We start from the raw sequence: 15,399 nt of genomic DNA on the forward strand, positions 1-15,399 counted from the left end.
CCGGGCGGGCAGTCATCGCGCGGAAGGCAGGTTCGTTGGTTCGGCAACCGATCCCGGTGGTCATCGTCGCGGGGTTCCTCGGAGCCGGGAAGACCAGCCTGCTGAACCACCTGCTGCGCAACCCGCAGGCGCCCGGATCGGTGTCGTGGTCAACGACTTCGGGAAGATCAACATAGATGCGCTGAGCGTCGCGGGCCGGGTCGACTCCACCGTCTCGCTGGGCAACGGCTGCCTGTGCTGCGCCGTCGACGCCCGCGGGCTCGACGACCTGCTGGCCAAGCTCGCGCGGCCAAGCAGCGACATCAACGTGATCGTGATCGAGTCCAGCGGGCTTGCCGACCCGCGCGGCATGGTCCGGCTGCTGCTGAACAGCGCGAACCCCCGCCTCGGCTACGGCGGGCTGGTCGAGGTGGTCGACGCCGCGGAGTTCGACGCGACCCGGCGGCGGCACCCCGAGATCGACCAGCACCTGCGCTTCGCCGATCTGGTGCTGCTTAACAAGATCGACCGCGTCGACGAGTCCGACCAGCGGCGGTTGGCGGAACTGGTGCGCGGGCTCGCCGACGGAAAGCCGGTCCTGCCGACCGACCACGGCCGCGTCGACCCAACGCTGCTGTTCGAGCGCGAAGCGGTCCGGGAACGGCAGGACACCGCGCGCCAGATGTCCTTCGACGAACTGGTGGCCGAGCCTGCCGACGGCTGCCACGAGCACCTGCACGCCGCGTACGAGAGCGTGGAGTTCACGGCCGACAGCCCGGTGGATCCGCGAGCGCTGATTCGGTTCCTGGACGACCGCCCGGCCGGCATCTACCGGATGAAGGGGCAGGTCCACTTCGGCGCGCCGGGACGCGGGCAGAAGTTCACCCTGCACACCGTCGGCGACTTCCTGCGCTTCCACCGCACGCGCTGGCGCCGGGACGAGTCGCGGCGGACCCAGCTCGTGGTGATCGGCTCCGGCCTGGACCGGGACCGGGTGCGCAGCGGCCTGACCGCCTGCCTGGGCGAACCGGACCGGTCCGACGAGCACAGCATGCTGGAAGTGCTGAAGTACACGCGCTCCTGAGACCTTGCGGAAGCGCGCTCGCGCGGGCAACCTACGGACGATCAAGACGCGACACTGGGAGGGGCGGCCATACAGGGCTATCCGGGGCAGGATCCCGCCCAGGCCGAGTTGTTCGCGAGCCTGGCCGGGGTGGACCGCAGCCGCGCCAATCCGGCCCGCATGTACGACTACTACCTGGGCGGGGCGCACAACTTCGCCGCGGACCGCGAGGCCGCCGACCGGGTGCTGGCGGTGCTGCCCGAGACCCGCACCTTCGCCCAGGAGAACCGGGCGTTCCTGCAGCGCGCGGTGCGGAACCTGGTCGAAGAGGCGGGCATCAGCCAGTTCCTCCACCTCGGTTCCGGCATCCCGACCATCGGCAACGTGCACGAGATCGCACAGGGCCTGGACCCCGCGGCGCGGGTCGTCTACGTCGACCACGAGCCGGTGGCGGTCGCCCAGTCGCAGCGGATGCTCGCGGGCAACGACCTGGCCACCACCATCCGCGCGGATCTGCGGCACCCGGACCTCGTGCTGGGCCACCCCGACGCCCGGCGGTTGCTTGACTTCTCCCGGCCGGTGGCGGTGCTGATGATCTCCGTGTTCCCGTTCATCGCGGATGCCGACGACCCGACCGGGATCATCGCCAGCTACCGGCGGGCGTGCGCGCCCGGCAGCTACCTGGCGCTGTCGCACAGCCTGACGCCGGAGTACTGGCCGGGCGAGGTCGCGGAGGCCATCGAGCTATACCAGTCCAGCACCCACCCGTTGCACCTGCGCAATCCGGAGCAGGTCGCGGCCCTGTTCGACGGCTACGAGATGGTCGAGCCGGGCCTGGTGTTCACCTCGGCCTGGCGGCCCGACCGGCCGGTCACCGGCGAGCAGGCGCGGGAGAGCCGCGCGGTGGCCGGGATGGGCATCCTGCCCGGGTAGCGTCCACTGTGGATCCGCTGCCGGATCCCGGCGGCGGTCGTACCGTGGCGCAGACCGGTTCTGACTCGCCGACAGGAGCGTGCCGAATGTCCAGCGTCGAGGTGCTCGTCGATGCGTTCAGCCGAATCCGCGAAGTGGTGCACGAGACCGTCTCGGGCCTGGCTCCCGACCAGCTGGCGTACCGGGGCGATCCGGAGGCCAACTCCATCGCCTGGCTGGTGTGGCACCTGACCCGGGTGCAGGACGACCACGTCTCGGACGTCGCCGAGGTGGAGCAGGTCTGGACCGCGCAGGACTGGCTGGGGCGCTTCGGGTTGCCGTTCACGCACGAGGACATCGGTTACGGCCACGACCCCGACGAGGTCGGCGAGGTGCGCGTCGACTCCGGTGAGCTGCTGACCGGCTACCACGACGCCGTCCACGCGCAGACGGTCGCCTTCGTCTCGGAGCTGACCGACGACGACCTCGCCGAGGTCGTGGACGCCGGGTGGACTCCCCCGGTCACCCTCGGTGTGCGGCTGGTGAGCGTGATCGCCGACGATCTCCAGCACGCCGGCCAGGCCGCTTTCATCCGCGGCATCGTCGAACGCACCGGATAGCCGGTGGCACCGGGGCAGCGTGGTGGCGGACAATCGCGGCATGACCGAGCGCAAGCCACCCGGTGTCACGTTCGAATCATGGATCGACAAGCAGATCCGCACCTCCCAGGAGCGCGGTGACTTCGACGACCTGCCCGGCGCGGGCAAGCCGCTGCCCGGCGCGGGCGCACCGCTCGACGACCATTGGTGGGTCAAGGAGTACATCCGCCGCGAGGGGCTGTCCGGCGATGCCCTGCTGCCCGCCCCGCTGCAGCTGCGCAAGGAGGTCGAGCGGCTGCCCGAAACCGTTCGCGACCTGACCACCGAGCAGGACGTCCGCGACGTGGCAACGGACCTGAACCGCCGCATCGTCGAATACCTCCGCGCACCGACCGGACCGCCGGTCGCCGTCGGATCGGTGAACGTCGATGACGTGGTGGTCCGGTGGCGCGCCGGCCGGCCCGAGCCGCAGCGGCGCCCAGCATCCGCACCGAACGAGCCCGTACCGCGGAAAACGCATTGGTGGAAACGCTTCCGCCGCTGATCCGGCCAGCCGTTTCCCACCTTTTGAACGGCTTTGACGGAAGTTGTCGACGGTGCTTTGATCAATGTCATGACGCCGGGACCGCTGCTCGTGCAGCGCGCGCACATCGACCTGTTGTGGGTCGCTTCCGCGGCTTGTCCGCGCGCTTGATCTCCCCTGCCCCGGCGTTGCCCCGCTGCTCGTCCGAGCCGCCTGCCGCCGGGTTGCCCTCGCCTCGCCGGTGACCTGCCGCCGAGGTGCTGTTGTTCGCATCGGTGTCGGTGGACCCCGGCATCGCGATGAGACGGAGAGCTGTGCCATGACGCTGGAAGCTGCTTTCCGGGAGCCGGTGGGTCCGGAGTCCCCGGAGGCGCGTCCGCTGGAGGACGGTGCGGTGATCGAGGTGACCGCCCGGTTCGTCGTCCCGCAACGAGATCTCGCCACGCTGGAAAGCGATTTCGCCCGGAAACTGCGCGCCTTGGTGGAGGTTCCCAGCCAGTCCACTGTGGAGATACAGACCAGGCCGGAGGTGCCGCGGTTGCGGTCGCTGCCCGCTCCGACGGAGCCCGCCCTGCGCATCCTGGTCGCCCCGCGCAGGGTGGTGCGGGCCGACGGGACGAACATCGACTTCACCCGGCTGGAGTTCGACCTGCTGCTGTTCCTGTGCGAGAACCCGGGGCGGGTGCACCGGCGCGGCTCGCTGCTCAACGCCGTCTGGCACCTGAACAGCACGCCGAGCACCCGCACGGTGGATGTGCACGTCCGCCGGATCCGCAGCAAGCTCGGGCCGGACCTGGACCTGATCACCACGGTTCGCGGGGTCGGCTACCGGATGGACCGCCTCTCGGACGTCCACATCGAGCCCGACCCCTACGCGTCCTGAGCCCGCGCCAGCTTCCGGGCGGCTTGAGGCCGAGGCGAGGCGGGTAGCCGGGCGGCATGCCGAAGCGCAAGCGCGAGGACTACGAGCGAGGGCTGCCGGGCTACCACGACCCGATGGCCGGCTTCGCCGGAGCGCCCTACGCGTGCAGCGCCCTGACCCTGCGGCTCTGGCTGGCCGGATTCGGCCTGGTGTTCTGCACGGGTGCGGCCGTGCTGGTGTTCCTGTTCGTGCCGGAACTGGCGTGGCTGGGGTGGGCGCTGATCGTGCTGGCCGTGACCGCCCTCGTCGACTTCGGCTGGGTCGCCCACCGCAAGCGCCGCGGCGAACCCGGCTGATCCGTCTCGGCAAGGATATTGACAAGCTTATGCAAGGTTGGCAACCATTTGCGCGCCGTCAGCCGACCAGGTCAACCGGCCAGCAGGCCGGGGCCGGACGTCGATTCGTCGCTGCGGCGCAGGCCGCCGGCCGCGGTGTCGCCGAGGTAGAAGACCGTCGACATGGTCCGCTCGTCGAGGTCGAAGACCGTGCGCCAGAGCGTCCGCAATCTAACGGCTCGCCCGACGAGGAGATCGATCCGAGCGCGGAGGAATCGCAACGGAACCTCTACCCTGCCCGCATGGGTTCTTCCAGTGAGCGCGCTCAGCTACCCATCCCGGCGGAGACCACTGACCTGCGCTGCGGGCCGCCGCTGCACGACGCTTGTGCCCCGCTGCGGGCGTTGGTCGGCGTGTGGCGCGGGGGCGGCGAGGTCGACTACCCGAGCATCGAGGGCCCGTACCGGTTCGGGCAGCAGGTCACGATCTCCCACGACGGGCGGCCGTTCCTGCGCCACGAGGCGCGGGCCTGGCTGCTCGACGCCGAGGGTGACGTCCTTCGCCCGGCGGCGTGGGAAACCGGCTGGTGGCGGCCGCAGCCCGACGGGCGCCTGGAACTGCTGATCAGCCACTGCACCGGAATCCTGGAGCTGTTCTACGGCGCGGCGTACCCGCAGAGCTGGGAGCTGTCCACCGACACGGTGGTCCGCGCCGCAACCGCGAAGGACGTCGAAGCCGCGGCGCGCAGTTACGCGCTCGACGACGACGGCACCCTCCACTACGCCGAGAGCCGCGCCATGGTCGGCCTGCCCATAACCCCGCACGTCACGGCCCGGCTGCACCGCAGCTGACCTGATCGTCACGCCCGGGGCTCGCGGTGTGCCGGGGCTCACGTTCCCTACCTGGCGGAAAGACACACCTCCGATAAACACAGCTATGCTGAATATATGAGTCGCGACGATCCCGCTGCCGAAGACACCGCCGGGATCGCTCAGGCGGCCACCGAGGTCAGGACGGGCGTGATGCGCCTGGCGCGCCGGTTGCGCGCCGAGCGCGATCCCGGCGAGCTGACCCTGGGTCGTCTGGCGGTGCTGGGCCGCTTGGAGCGCGACGGTCCGGCGACCGCCAGCGCGCTGGCCGGCGCCGAGCGGGTCACCCCGCAGTCCATGGCTCGAATGGTGCAGCACTTGATCGACGCCGAGCTGGCCGAGCGAGACCTCGATCCGGGCGACCGCCGGGCCGCCATCATCCGGATCACGGAGGCGGGCCGCCGCAGGGTCCGGCAGGACCGGGGCAAGCGCGAGGCGTGGTTGGCCCAGGCGATGACCGGGCTGACCGACGTCGAACGGGAGCTGCTGGTGCTCGCGGCCAGGCTGCTGGACCGGCTCGCCGACTCCTGACACCGGCTTCTACCCGGGATCGGACCGATGCCTCGAACGACACACTAATCCCCTTCTCAAAAAGACAGCAACGCTGAAGACCTGTTGCGATCGACGGACCCCAAGCCCGAGTTACCGGGCAGGTTCGTCACCCCGATCGCCCTCGGCACGATCCTGCAACCGCTGAACTCGTCGATGATCGCGGTCGCGCTGGTCGGCATCCGCTCCCACTTCGACGCGGGCACCTCGGTGACCTGGCTGGTCTCGGCGCTCTACCTGGCCACCGCCGTCGCCGCCCCCGCGATGGGCCGCATCGCCGACGTGCTCGGCCCGCGCCGCACCAGCCTCGCCGGAATCGTCTTGGTCGGCGCCACTTCGGCGGTGGCGCCGTTCGCGCCGAACGTCGCGGCGCTCGTGGTCTGCCGCATCCTCATCGGCATCGGCACCGCGGCCCAGTACCCGTGCGGCGTCGCGATGATCCGCCGCGCCGCCGACCGGCTTCGCTCCCGGCCGAACAATGCTCTGGCCGCGCTCGCCATCTGCTCGCAGGTCACCGCCGCGCTCGGGCCCTCCCTCGGCGGGCTGCTCGTCGGCGGGTTCGGCTGGGCCGGGGTGTTCTGGATCAACGTGCCGCTGGCGCTGTTCGGCGGCGCGGTGATCATGCGGTGGGGCCCGGCGGACGCGCCGGCACGAGGTCACAGCAGCGGGCGGCTGAAGGCGCTCGCGCGGGTCGACCCGGTCGGCATGCTGCTCTTCGCAGTCTCGATCACCACGCTGATGTTCTGGCTGCTGTCGTTGGCCACGACCCCGGTGTGGTGGTGGCTGGCCGTCGCGATCCCGGCCGTCGCGCTGACCGCCTGGTGGGGCCTGCGAGCCCGCGACCCGTTCCTGGACATGCGCCTGCTGGCGCGAGGCGGGTTGTCGTTGACCTACGTCCGGACGATCGTGACGCACATCGTGCTGGTCTGCGTCCGGTGCTCATCCGGCGTGGCCCGTTGGGCCATTTGTGGGCTACCGATCCTGTTGTTACAGCATACGCAGCCACGTGATCCATTCCCTCACCGAACTGCATGGCCTCATCACCAGTGGCTAGCTGGAGGGCATGAGAATTCCGGACCGGACGATAAACCGTCGTACCTCGGTGACGGCGAGGGCGCCGCTTCTTTTCAGTTCGGTGAGTGTTTCGATTACCTGCGGGTGTGCCCGAACGTGTTCGGGCGCGATCGTGTATGCGACGCGAAATGCTTCTAGAGCAGCCTCTGGGCACTCGATTTGGGACTGCGCGCGTCCGATGTCAATGTAGTAGTGCGATTTACGCTCGGCAGGGACATTGTCCGGCGGGCGCCATCCGGCCGCGGCGCGCAATGCCATCTCAGGGACTGCGAGGTCAAGCGCTACGCTGACATCATGAATGCGTACTGAGGCGGAGCCAAAGGCTGTGCCGCTATAAATCCTCTCCATCAGTCGACTGGCCGCATTTCGTGCTTCCGTCAAATGGTCTTCGGCGTACTCGGACAGGCCAGCACGGGCAGCGATCACGGCGGCGCGCATGTGTAGCGCCCCGTGGTCCGCGGCGGCGTGTTTGGATACTCCTGGCGAGACGTTGTTGGCGGCCTGCTCGAGCAGACGTCGACCACGAGCAAGTTGACCACTGGCGAAAAAGGTCTCAGCACGGACGTAACCGACTACCGCAGTCGCGAGCAAATCGCCGGACTTCTCAGCCGCCAAGCGCATGATCTCAATTAGACGACCCGATAGATCATAAAAACCAAACTTGTCCGCGATCGCGTCAGCCGCGCGGTACGCCTGCACCAACATGCTCGCGATCTTGCACCGATAAGCATCGCTGCTTTGCAGCATCGCCCTCGTCAGCTCGGGAACCAGATCAGGTAAATGGTTCAATAGGAATGTATAGTCGGAGTTTAGGCGCGCAGACACCATCCTGCTGGTCGCGCGAGCAGCTCCGACACTTCGCGGGTTGGTCCGTCGTCAGGCATGTCATATACGTCCGCTAGGCAACGCAACACCGCGACACCATTCTCTACTGCCGCCTTGTTCAAGTCCGCGGAATCGAACAATTCGTCGATCTTAGCAACCGAGATACGCAACTCTCATGCAAGATTCGGACGTTGCCAGGGGCGGGGATCGCTCTCGCCTCTCTCCCATCGGGCAACGGTCGAAACAGCGACCTGCAGTGCCGCCGCCAGCGACTCTTGCGAATGACCCAGCGCCTTGCGTCGCCGAATCAGCGAGGTTCTTCGCGCGGTCATGTAACTACTTCCCGTGAAGTTACTCGGTTATGCTGCCTGGGAGGCCTCGCTACAACATGTGCAGTAACGGCGGTTCTCCAGGAGGACAGAGGAGTCCTGGTCTACGGCGGATGTGTGGTCAGCTCTTGCGGTGGAAGGACTGGAGCACAGGCATCGCAGCGAGCTGGTCTGGTGAAAGTTCGTCCCCGATGAGGCCGGTGGGACGGCGGGCTGGCTCGCAAGTGATGATCTCGTCGGCGGTGACGATGAGGTCGACGCTGAAGTCGTGGCGGGTCTCGGGAATGTCCTGGTCGAGGACCTGCAAGCTATGGACAGTTGTGACGATCGTGGTATGCGGTCCGATCAAACCCGCTTCAGCGAGTAGGGCGACTTCGATGTCGGAGTAACCAGCACCTTTGCCCAGGCGTACACCATGATGGTTGACCGCGACGCTGCCACAAACGATCAGGTCTACCGGTCGTAGCTCGTCGACGCCGACCGTTCGCGCTACGGCAGCCGCAGTGTGGCTGGATGCGGCCTCCTCGGCTGGAACGGTCAGCTTGGCGGGGTCGAGCAGGTAGAAGGGTTGCTGGGCGGCTAGTTTCGGCACCGCCATGTAAACGATTTTGCCAGCGCGCAAGGCCCGGGCGCGCGCCGGGAGTTGGGCCTTGTCTGGGACTGCCTTGACCACGGCCGCGTCGTGCCACGCTGCCACGGTCGCGAGTTGAGCAGCTGCGTGGTCGGCGCCTACGAAGTTCGGAATACGGCCGTGCGAGCTACCGCCAAGGACGGCGCCTTCGCGATCCAAGAGATCCCAGACGCGCTGTCGGATATCGTTCTTTCGGTCGTTCACGTCGGTGTTCGGCACGGCCTCACTCCTCAGGGCGTCGCAGTCATCAAGGAGAGCACCCGATCGTAAATGTCGCGGACTACGGGTTCGGATTGCCAGCTGCGGAGCTTACGGACTGCGTCGGACACGAGATTCAAGCCACCGCCACCGCGGTTGGCTTCCACCACGTCGATTGCGTCGTGCAGTGTCACCACCGCTGCATCGAGATCACGTTTGTGCAGGTAGGTGAGACTGAGATTGCCCAGCACTATAGCTCGGGACTTCGTTGGTGCTCTCGTCGCCGTGGCCGCGGTACCGAGAAACCGCTCCGCTCGGTGGTGATCACCGAGGAACAAGTAGCAGGACCCGGCGAGCCGATCGAACTGGACCGGCGAGAACAGGTGTGCGGCCGCGTCGGTGTCCGCGACGTGTCCGAAACTGGTCTCCGCTGCAGCCAGTGCCACTTCGCAGAGACGGGTTTCACCGACCATCGCGTGGGCCTCGGCCGAGTGGAGCTGAGCTAAGCCAGTGATGACATCGCTGGCCCCGGTTGCAACCGCAGCTGTGTGTTCGGTCAACCGTAGCCCTTTGACCGGGTCATGCTCGCCGTAAAGCGCCAGGTAGCTGTTCCGGAGCAGGGCATGACCTTCAGCTACCGGATCATTGAATTCTCGGGCCGCACGCTCCGCTTGCTCAAAGTAGCGGCGTGCCGTCTGGTGGTCGCGGCGTTGGGAAGCGTCCCAAACCAGTTGGCCGAGCAGGATCGCCGCAGTCGCTTCGATCCGCTGCAGTTCACGGCGAGACGAGGAGCGGCTGCGCTCGGCGAGGACGTCAATCTGCCCGAGTGCCTGCGCCGCATCCGTCAGTAGGGAGAGAGAGGGCATGTGGTCGTAACGTCCGTCGAGGTCATACACCCTCCGCCGAAGCTGCGCCACGGTGACCATACCGTCATGCCTCGGCTGGCCGTCGATCAATCCCCCGTCTGACCTGGCGCGCATGCCGCGCTCACTTGGTGAAGCGTCAGGCACCAACTCGTCGAGTTCGGCGGTGGAAAGCCGCAGTTCGACCTCTAGCTTGGGACGTTGCCAGGGTCGGGGATCGCTCTCGCCTCTCTCCCACCGGGCAACGGTCGAAACAGCGACCTGAAGTGCCGCCGCCAGCGACTCTTGTGAATGGCCCACCGCCTTGCGTCGCCGAATCAGCAAGGTTCTTCGTGCGTTCATGCGACTACTCCCCGTGACGCCACCTGGGCAGGATACCCGAATGGCCCGCCGCGAAATGCGCAGTAAACGCTCTGGTCCGCTCCGCACAGATCAGATTGGCTGTGGATGTACACCAATGGAGCAGCGCCGACCGATCTCGCGCCGGACCCCGGCACTGCTCGCCCCCTTTCGGAGTGTCGACCATGTCCAGGACCAGATGGATGGCAGTATCCGGCCGTGAGGGCATGTTGCCCACACGGATCGACACGCACGTGGCCAGTATCGCGCGCGTTTATGACTGCTTCCTGGGAGGCAAAGACAACTACGCGGTGGATCGTGAAGTCCACCAGCGCATTATGGACATCGCACCGGAGGCAGGGCCGCTGGCGCGGGACTGCCGCCGGTGGCTGGGCCGCGTGATTCGCTACCTGGCCAACACCGTCGGGATCGACCAGTTCCTCGACCTCGGTTCCGGTTTGCCCACCGCAGAGAACACCCACCAGGTGGCGCAGCGCATGAATCGCGACGCGGTCGTGGTCTACGTCGACAACGACCCGATCGTGGCCGCGCACGGCCGAGCACTGCTCGTCGAAAACGAGCGAACCCATTTCCTTGTCGCAGATCTGCGTGAGTCGCGCGATCTCCTGTGGCACCCAGCGGTGACGCGGCGTCTGGACTTCGAACGTCCTGTCGCGTTGTTGCAGTGCTGCACCCTGCATCACCTGGAGGACGACGACCGGCCGCGCGAGATCATGGCCGCCTACATCGATGCGCTGCCGACCGGATCGTATGTCGCGTTGACTCATTTCTACGATCCCGCCGACCGAAGTGCCCTGTCTGCGTTGGCGCAGGAGATCGAGCGTCGCTTCCGCACCAGCTCGATGGGAACGAGCCGGTTCCGCACACGCCAGGAGATCGAAGCCTACTTCGACGGACTGGAACTCGTGCCTGCCTCGCCCGACTCTGACCTACCGCCCGTCGGGCTCGTTCGTGACTGGTGGCCCGAAGGGCCACGCCAGCGGGAGCCGCACGGCATGGAGAACCTGATCCTATGTGGACTCGCCCGTAAACCGTAGCTATGACTGGTTCCGACGCGCGCAGGAACCATGCGTATATCTGCAGCTGAATGAGAGGCGGGGCATGAAGAGGGAAAAGCTGTTGGTGTTCGACGTGGGCGGCACCTTAGCTCGGCAGCCGCTTGGGGAACCCACACTCACCCAGCGACTAGTGCAAGCGTCTCCTCTGTCGCCGGCCGAGGCCGCAGACACTTGCCGCACGACGCTGCAACACTCCACGGCGCGCTGCCCGTGCTCCGAGAATGGCTGATTCATGGGTACCGGGCTCCGCAACCACGGGATCACCCCTTGCGGGCTGTGGCCGTCATGACTTACGCTGAAGGTCGAATCCTGATCACGCACTCGCCCACGGATGGCAGTTCGTGGCGCCTTCCTGGGGATGGCGTCACTCCCGGCGAAGAACCACACCGTTTGGATGACTGGCTTACTGTGGTCCGTTATCGGCCCGGCCTGCTAGTACTCTGGTATCGGCATCGGCGCGCGAACAACCAACCGGCCTGTTCGGCATATAAGATGAGTAAAGCACAAATCGCGTGGGCCAACGTCAGAATCCTGGAGAAGGATCCGGAAGCGACGATGATACTGCTTCGATCGGACCATAAACAACGATAATTTGACAACGGAATCTGAGTCATATCGCGATTGGTTCCGGCGAGTCCAACAAGTCGCACACGGCAGACGACCAATGAAAGAAAGACTTTCCCGGCACTGCCGGTTGCATAACGAAAGGCGAAACAGAAATGGCTGGGCTCGAAGAAGTTCGCGTGGGCATTGCCTTGGCAAACCAGAAGATGCGGGAGGGCATCGCCGCCCTCCAACAGGGCAACCTCACACTGGAAGAGGCGCAAGCCGCACTAGTGTCCGCAACCCAGGGCAGCACCCTGGAGGAGATGCAGCAGGCACACGGCATGATCACCGAAGCGGTGCAGACGATCAACGGCTTGCAGGGCACGCTCAGCGCCACGATCAACTCCACCGAGGGCTACGCGGGCCGGTTGTGATGCGGCTTAGAGTGGTGGCGGCGTTGCCAGGTCTCCTGCTCGCAACGGGATGCGCTGCAGGCGGCTCCGCCCCTGAACATGACCGGTTCACCGAGCTCCCACAAGTTTGCGACCTCATCCCACCGGAGACGGCGAGCCGGCTGATCGGAACGCAGTACAAGACCGACACGATCGCGGTCGAAACTGGCGGCTACTGCTCGTGGACCCACCGAGATCTGGAGTCCGAGGGAACCCGGCCGCTCGAACGAAAGCTGTCCCTGCACGTCAACCTGCACCGCAGCAACCGCGCGATTTCCGGTGCCGACGGGGCGTTGGGGGAACTGGACCGGCTGAGCGCGGACTCACCGAACCATTTCGAGCGGGTGCTGGGATTCGGGGAGTACGCGGTGCGGAGCGACACGAGCAACGGCGTGGACTACATCATCGTCGTCGGCAACCTGAACTTGAAGATGGCCTTTACCGGGAGGGACATCGACGCGGCGGGAAACACAACTCCGATCCCTCGCGAACAAGCCGTCGAGCAGGCCGAGGTCTTCGCGCGCGAAATAGCCGCGAACACCGCGAAGCCCTGATGGCGCGGGGCTATTGGGGTCAGGGCCTGGATGCCGTTGGAGGTTCGTCGGCGTCTGGCCGGCCAGCAGTGCTGGCGGGCACAAAGCCACGAAGCGCCGTGCGTCGGCTGACCGAGCCCTCCGGCGGTCTCACGCCGACCTCCACCGGACCAACGGCATGCTCGCCGACTTGATCTCCGACGCGAAGAAACGAACGGGGCAGCGGAAAAAGCGGTCCCGGAATGGCAGGCGACCCTGGATGCCCTCCTTTCGCTGCCCGAGATCGGCGGCCCGGTCGGGTACGCGGGAGGGGTGATCGCCATCGGCCTCCGGCTGGCGGTGGTCGAGCCGCGCATCTCGGCCGCCCTTCTGTTCGCCGGGAGTTTCATGCCCCGCACCATGTTCGAGGAGGCCCGCCAGGTCACCATTCCGCTGCAGGTCCTGCTGCAGTGGGACGACGAATGAAACGACCGGCAGCTGGCCCTGGACCTGTTCGACGCCTTCGGCACCAAGGAGAAGACGCTGCACGCCAATATGGGCGGGCACACCGGCGTCCCGCAGTTCGAGGGGAACGACGGGAACCGGTTCTTCGCCCGGCACCTGAAGTGAGGCCGGGCCGTCAGGCCAGCAGCAGACGATAGGAGCTGTCGGCCAGGATGCCGCTCATCGAGGACAGGTCCCGGCCCTCCTCGACGGCGGTGGCCAGCAGATGCACAACCGCCCCGACCGCGGCGGTACCGGCCATCGGCGGTACCGGCCGGTCGGGGCGGCGCGTCTCCAGATTGACGTCGGCGAAGGTCCCGCTGGTGTTGGTGTCATGATCCGTTCCAGGGGCCGACGGCTGGTAGGCCGAGGTGGATCGGCTCTCGCTGTTGAATGCGGTGCGCCTCGGCACGCTTGTCGCGCAGGCAGGTCAGGGTGAGGTCTATGCCCTCGATCTCGCCGAGTGCTGGGAACGATCCCATGGAAACTCAGGCCTTCGACCGGTGGCAGCGCACCAAGCTCGCCGCGATCGAGCGAACCGAGCACCGGCGCCTCGTCGAGCGGTTCACCGCCTGGCACGTGCGCCGGCGGCTGCGCGACCTCGCCGAGAAGCAACCGATCACCCCGAAACAGGTGGAAGGCGCCCAGCACCAGGTCTCCCAGGCGATCGTATTCCTAGCCTGGCTGGGCGAGCATGGACTGGAGCTCGCCGACGTCGGGCAGACCGAGATCGACGCCTGGTTCGCCGACGGCCCGTTCTACACCCGCAGGCTCGCCACCGCGTTCCTGAAGTGGGCGATGCGCGCCCGCCTGCTCGCCCCGGCGACGATCCCGCACCGCCGCGAACCGAACCCGCGGCTGCTGACCCAGCAGCAACGGCTCGACGTGCTGCGCCGCCTGGCCCTGGACGACACCATCCACCCGACCGCCCGGGTGCCCACCCTGCTCATGGTGCTCTACGCCCAACCGCTCTTGAGGGTGCTACGCCTGACCGTGGACGACATCGTGCGCACTGACGGCGAAATCCATCTCCGGCTCGGTGACCCGCCCGTACCAGTCCCTTCGCCGTTCAACGCAATCCTGACCGACTACCTCGACCAACGACGCAACCTCACGACCAGCAACACCGGCGCGGCCTGGTTCTTCCCGAGCATCAACCCCGGCCAGCCCATAACCGCGGCAGGCGTCCGCAAACACCTCCGCCGGCACGGACTTCCCGCCCTCAGCGGGCGTTCCGCCGTACTCCAGCAACTCCTGATCGACGCTCCACCACCGGTCATCGCGGCCATGCTCGGCTTCACCGACCACCACCTCACCCACGGCCGCAGCGTCCCGCCGCATGCCGGGCAGTCCAGCCGGCCGGCAGCCAACGCCAACCTTGCCGCGTCGGCGTCGGCGTCGACGACTTCGATCAGGTCTCATCCCATGAAGCGTCCAGAAGGGTCAGTACCCCGGGAAGGGGGAACTGGTGTTGCAATCTGACGCACCACCCGGGAAAGAACAAGAAGTGCCACAACGCATGCCGATCGCTGACGACGCCGTCACCGTGACGATGACCACGACCGTCCACTCAGGCCATCCAACCCAGATCAGGTCGACGAGCAACCGGTTCGTCGTCACGGTGTCGCCGCAGACGAACCCCACCAACCGCCCGACCGATCGTCTTCACCGTGAATGGCACACACCGACCTACACGTCCTCATCCTGAATGACGCTCAACACCGCTGAGCGTGCGGTTGGCCGAGTCGTCGTGGAACCTGCACACCACGGCGGTGGCCCGGTTCTACGAGTGGGCGGTCGAGGAAGGCCACGCGGAGGCGGTGCCGTTCACCTACGCCTGGGCCAAGCGGTTCGTGGACGGCCAGGTCAGGACGATGCGGCGCAATCTCGCGAAGCTGAAGGGGCCGAAGCCGGCGACCACGATCAAGTACCTGGAGCAGGACTTCGCCGAGTTGTTCGTGCGGGCGCTGGAGGGACTGCTGCCCGACGGCGCGCCCGATCCCGCTTTCCGCGGTCACGATCCCGGCCGGAACGCAGCGATGACCCGGTTCGGCCTGGAGTTCTATGGCGCGCCCCACGCCGCCTTCCTGTTCATGCCGAAGTTCGGCGACGGCGTGCGCGCCGCGCGTGACATCGGTATGTACGCGCAGAACTTCCTGCTCTCCCTGGCCGCCCGCGGCTTCGACGGCGTTCCTCAGACCCATCTCGGCTTCTACGCCGACACCGTCCGCGACTTCCTGCGGTCACGGCGGGCGCATGCGCACCAAAACCCGATGGACGGGTGGGCGCAGGACGTTACGACATCGACGCGGGCCAGCAGCTGATCACAGTGGTGCGCAAGGGAAACACTGACATG

18 protein-coding genes and 2 pseudogenes are annotated in these 15,399 nt (G+C 66.9%); 15 read left to right on the forward strand and 5 right to left on the reverse strand.

What is annotated here, in order from left to right:
• Positions 1 to 35: 35 nt before the first annotated feature.
• From DL519_RS08920 to DL519_RS08945, 6 genes and pseudogenes are all read left to right on the forward strand, one after another.
• A pseudogene (locus DL519_RS08920) lies at positions 36 to 1,063 on the forward strand (CobW family GTP-binding protein).
• A 108-nt stretch (positions 1,064 to 1,171) separates the two neighbouring features.
• The gene (locus DL519_RS08925) at positions 1,172 to 1,975 is read left to right on the forward strand and encodes an SAM-dependent methyltransferase (RefSeq protein ID WP_223838586.1); all 804 of its coding nucleotides are present in this window, start codon (positions 1,172 to 1,174) and stop codon (positions 1,973 to 1,975) included.
• A gap of 86 nt (positions 1,976 to 2,061) precedes the next feature.
• Positions 2,062 to 2,574 (forward strand): mycothiol transferase, encoded by a 513-nt coding sequence (locus tag DL519_RS08930; RefSeq protein WP_190813887.1) that lies wholly within the window; start codon positions 2,062 to 2,064, stop codon positions 2,572 to 2,574.
• Positions 2,575 to 2,614: 40 nt separating this feature from the next.
• On the forward strand, positions 2,615 to 3,097 hold the full coding sequence (locus tag DL519_RS08935) for a DnaJ family domain-containing protein (protein ID WP_190813889.1): 483 nt from the start codon (positions 2,615 to 2,617) through the stop codon (positions 3,095 to 3,097).
• A gap of 298 nt (positions 3,098 to 3,395) precedes the next feature.
• Positions 3,396 to 3,959, forward strand: coding sequence for a winged helix-turn-helix domain-containing protein (locus DL519_RS08940; RefSeq protein WP_190813891.1), 564 nt, complete (start codon positions 3,396 to 3,398; stop codon positions 3,957 to 3,959).
• A gap of 56 nt (positions 3,960 to 4,015) precedes the next feature.
• Positions 4,016 to 4,294: a DUF6343 family protein gene (locus tag DL519_RS08945; RefSeq protein ID WP_190813893.1), complete on the forward strand. Its 279-nt coding sequence runs from the start codon at positions 4,016 to 4,018 to the stop codon at positions 4,292 to 4,294.
• Between the two features lie 71 nt (positions 4,295 to 4,365).
• Here the strand turns inward: DL519_RS08945 and DL519_RS08950 are convergent, their stop codons facing one another.
• Positions 4,366 to 4,503 carry a hypothetical protein gene (locus DL519_RS08950; protein ID WP_190824604.1) on the reverse strand — a complete coding sequence of 46 codons (138 nt, stop codon included), beginning with the start codon at positions 4,501 to 4,503 and terminating at the stop codon, positions 4,366 to 4,368.
• Positions 4,504 to 4,575: 72 nt separating this feature from the next.
• Here DL519_RS08950 and DL519_RS08955 point away from each other — a divergent pair, with 72 nt between their 5' ends.
• The 3 genes from DL519_RS08955 (at position 4,576) to DL519_RS08965 (ending at position 6,903) form a co-directional block, all read left to right on the forward strand.
• A complete protein-coding gene (locus DL519_RS08955; protein WP_190813895.1) occupies positions 4,576 to 5,124 on the forward strand; it encodes an FABP family protein in 549 nt (182 codons plus the stop codon).
• Between the two features lie 96 nt (positions 5,125 to 5,220).
• On the forward strand, positions 5,221 to 5,673 hold the full coding sequence (locus DL519_RS08960; RefSeq protein WP_190813897.1) for a MarR family winged helix-turn-helix transcriptional regulator: 453 nt from the start codon (positions 5,221 to 5,223) through the stop codon (positions 5,671 to 5,673).
• A gap of 84 nt (positions 5,674 to 5,757) precedes the next feature.
• Positions 5,758 to 6,903, forward strand: coding sequence for an MFS transporter (locus tag DL519_RS08965; protein ID WP_190813899.1), 1,146 nt, complete (start codon positions 5,758 to 5,760; stop codon positions 6,901 to 6,903).
• An 860-nt stretch (positions 6,904 to 7,763) separates the two neighbouring features.
• On the opposite strand, the gene DL519_RS49765 is transcribed toward DL519_RS08965, so the two are convergent.
• From DL519_RS49765 to DL519_RS08980, 3 genes are all read right to left on the reverse strand, one after another.
• Positions 7,764 to 7,922 carry a helix-turn-helix domain-containing protein gene (locus DL519_RS49765; protein WP_190813901.1) on the reverse strand — a complete coding sequence of 53 codons (159 nt, stop codon included), beginning with the start codon at positions 7,920 to 7,922 and terminating at the stop codon, positions 7,764 to 7,766.
• A gap of 118 nt (positions 7,923 to 8,040) precedes the next feature.
• On the reverse strand, positions 8,041 to 8,769 hold the full coding sequence (locus tag DL519_RS08975) for a 5-formyltetrahydrofolate cyclo-ligase (protein ID WP_190813903.1): 729 nt from the start codon (positions 8,767 to 8,769) through the stop codon (positions 8,041 to 8,043).
• Positions 8,770 to 8,780: 11 nt separating this feature from the next.
• Positions 8,781 to 9,953 carry a helix-turn-helix domain-containing protein gene (locus DL519_RS08980; protein ID WP_190813905.1) on the reverse strand — a complete coding sequence of 391 codons (1,173 nt, stop codon included), beginning with the start codon at positions 9,951 to 9,953 and terminating at the stop codon, positions 8,781 to 8,783.
• 200 nt (positions 9,954 to 10,153) lie between these two features.
• Here DL519_RS08980 and DL519_RS08985 point away from each other — a divergent pair, with 200 nt between their 5' ends.
• From DL519_RS08985 to DL519_RS09000, 4 genes and pseudogenes are all read left to right on the forward strand, one after another.
• Positions 10,154 to 11,008 (forward strand): SAM-dependent methyltransferase, encoded by an 855-nt coding sequence (locus DL519_RS08985; protein ID WP_190813907.1) that lies wholly within the window; start codon positions 10,154 to 10,156, stop codon positions 11,006 to 11,008.
• A gap of 740 nt (positions 11,009 to 11,748) precedes the next feature.
• Complete coding sequence (locus DL519_RS08990) at positions 11,749 to 12,009, forward strand: hypothetical protein (RefSeq protein WP_190813909.1); 261 nt, start codon at positions 11,749 to 11,751, stop codon at positions 12,007 to 12,009.
• Positions 12,009 to 12,581, forward strand: coding sequence for a hypothetical protein (locus DL519_RS08995; RefSeq protein WP_223838588.1), 573 nt, complete (start codon positions 12,009 to 12,011; stop codon positions 12,579 to 12,581). The genes DL519_RS08990 and DL519_RS08995 overlap by 1 nt, the downstream gene beginning before the upstream one ends.
• Before the next feature lie 204 nt (positions 12,582 to 12,785).
• Positions 12,786 to 13,169 (forward strand): annotated as a pseudogene (locus tag DL519_RS09000) (alpha/beta hydrolase); the annotation flags it as partial.
• A gap of 10 nt (positions 13,170 to 13,179) precedes the next feature.
• On the opposite strand, the gene DL519_RS09005 reads toward DL519_RS09000, so the two are convergent.
• Entirely contained in the window at positions 13,180 to 13,455 is a 276-nt protein-coding gene (locus DL519_RS09005; protein ID WP_190813913.1) for a hypothetical protein, read from the reverse strand.
• A gap of 68 nt (positions 13,456 to 13,523) precedes the next feature.
• Between DL519_RS09005 and DL519_RS09010 the strand changes: the two genes are divergently transcribed.
• Together DL519_RS09010 and DL519_RS45940 are read left to right on the forward strand one after the other, a co-directional pair.
• The gene (locus DL519_RS09010) at positions 13,524 to 14,525 is read left to right on the forward strand and encodes a site-specific integrase (RefSeq protein ID WP_223838589.1); all 1,002 of its coding nucleotides are present in this window, start codon (positions 13,524 to 13,526) and stop codon (positions 14,523 to 14,525) included.
• 254 nt (positions 14,526 to 14,779) lie between these two features.
• Positions 14,780 to 15,367 carry a nitroreductase family protein gene (locus tag DL519_RS45940; protein ID WP_223838591.1) on the forward strand — a complete coding sequence of 196 codons (588 nt, stop codon included), beginning with the start codon at positions 14,780 to 14,782 and terminating at the stop codon, positions 15,365 to 15,367.
• The last annotated feature ends 32 nt before the right edge of the window (positions 15,368 to 15,399 follow it).

Source organism: Saccharopolyspora pogona, from assembly GCF_014697215.1.
GTDB lineage: Bacteria > Actinomycetota > Actinomycetes > Mycobacteriales > Pseudonocardiaceae > Saccharopolyspora > Saccharopolyspora hattusasensis.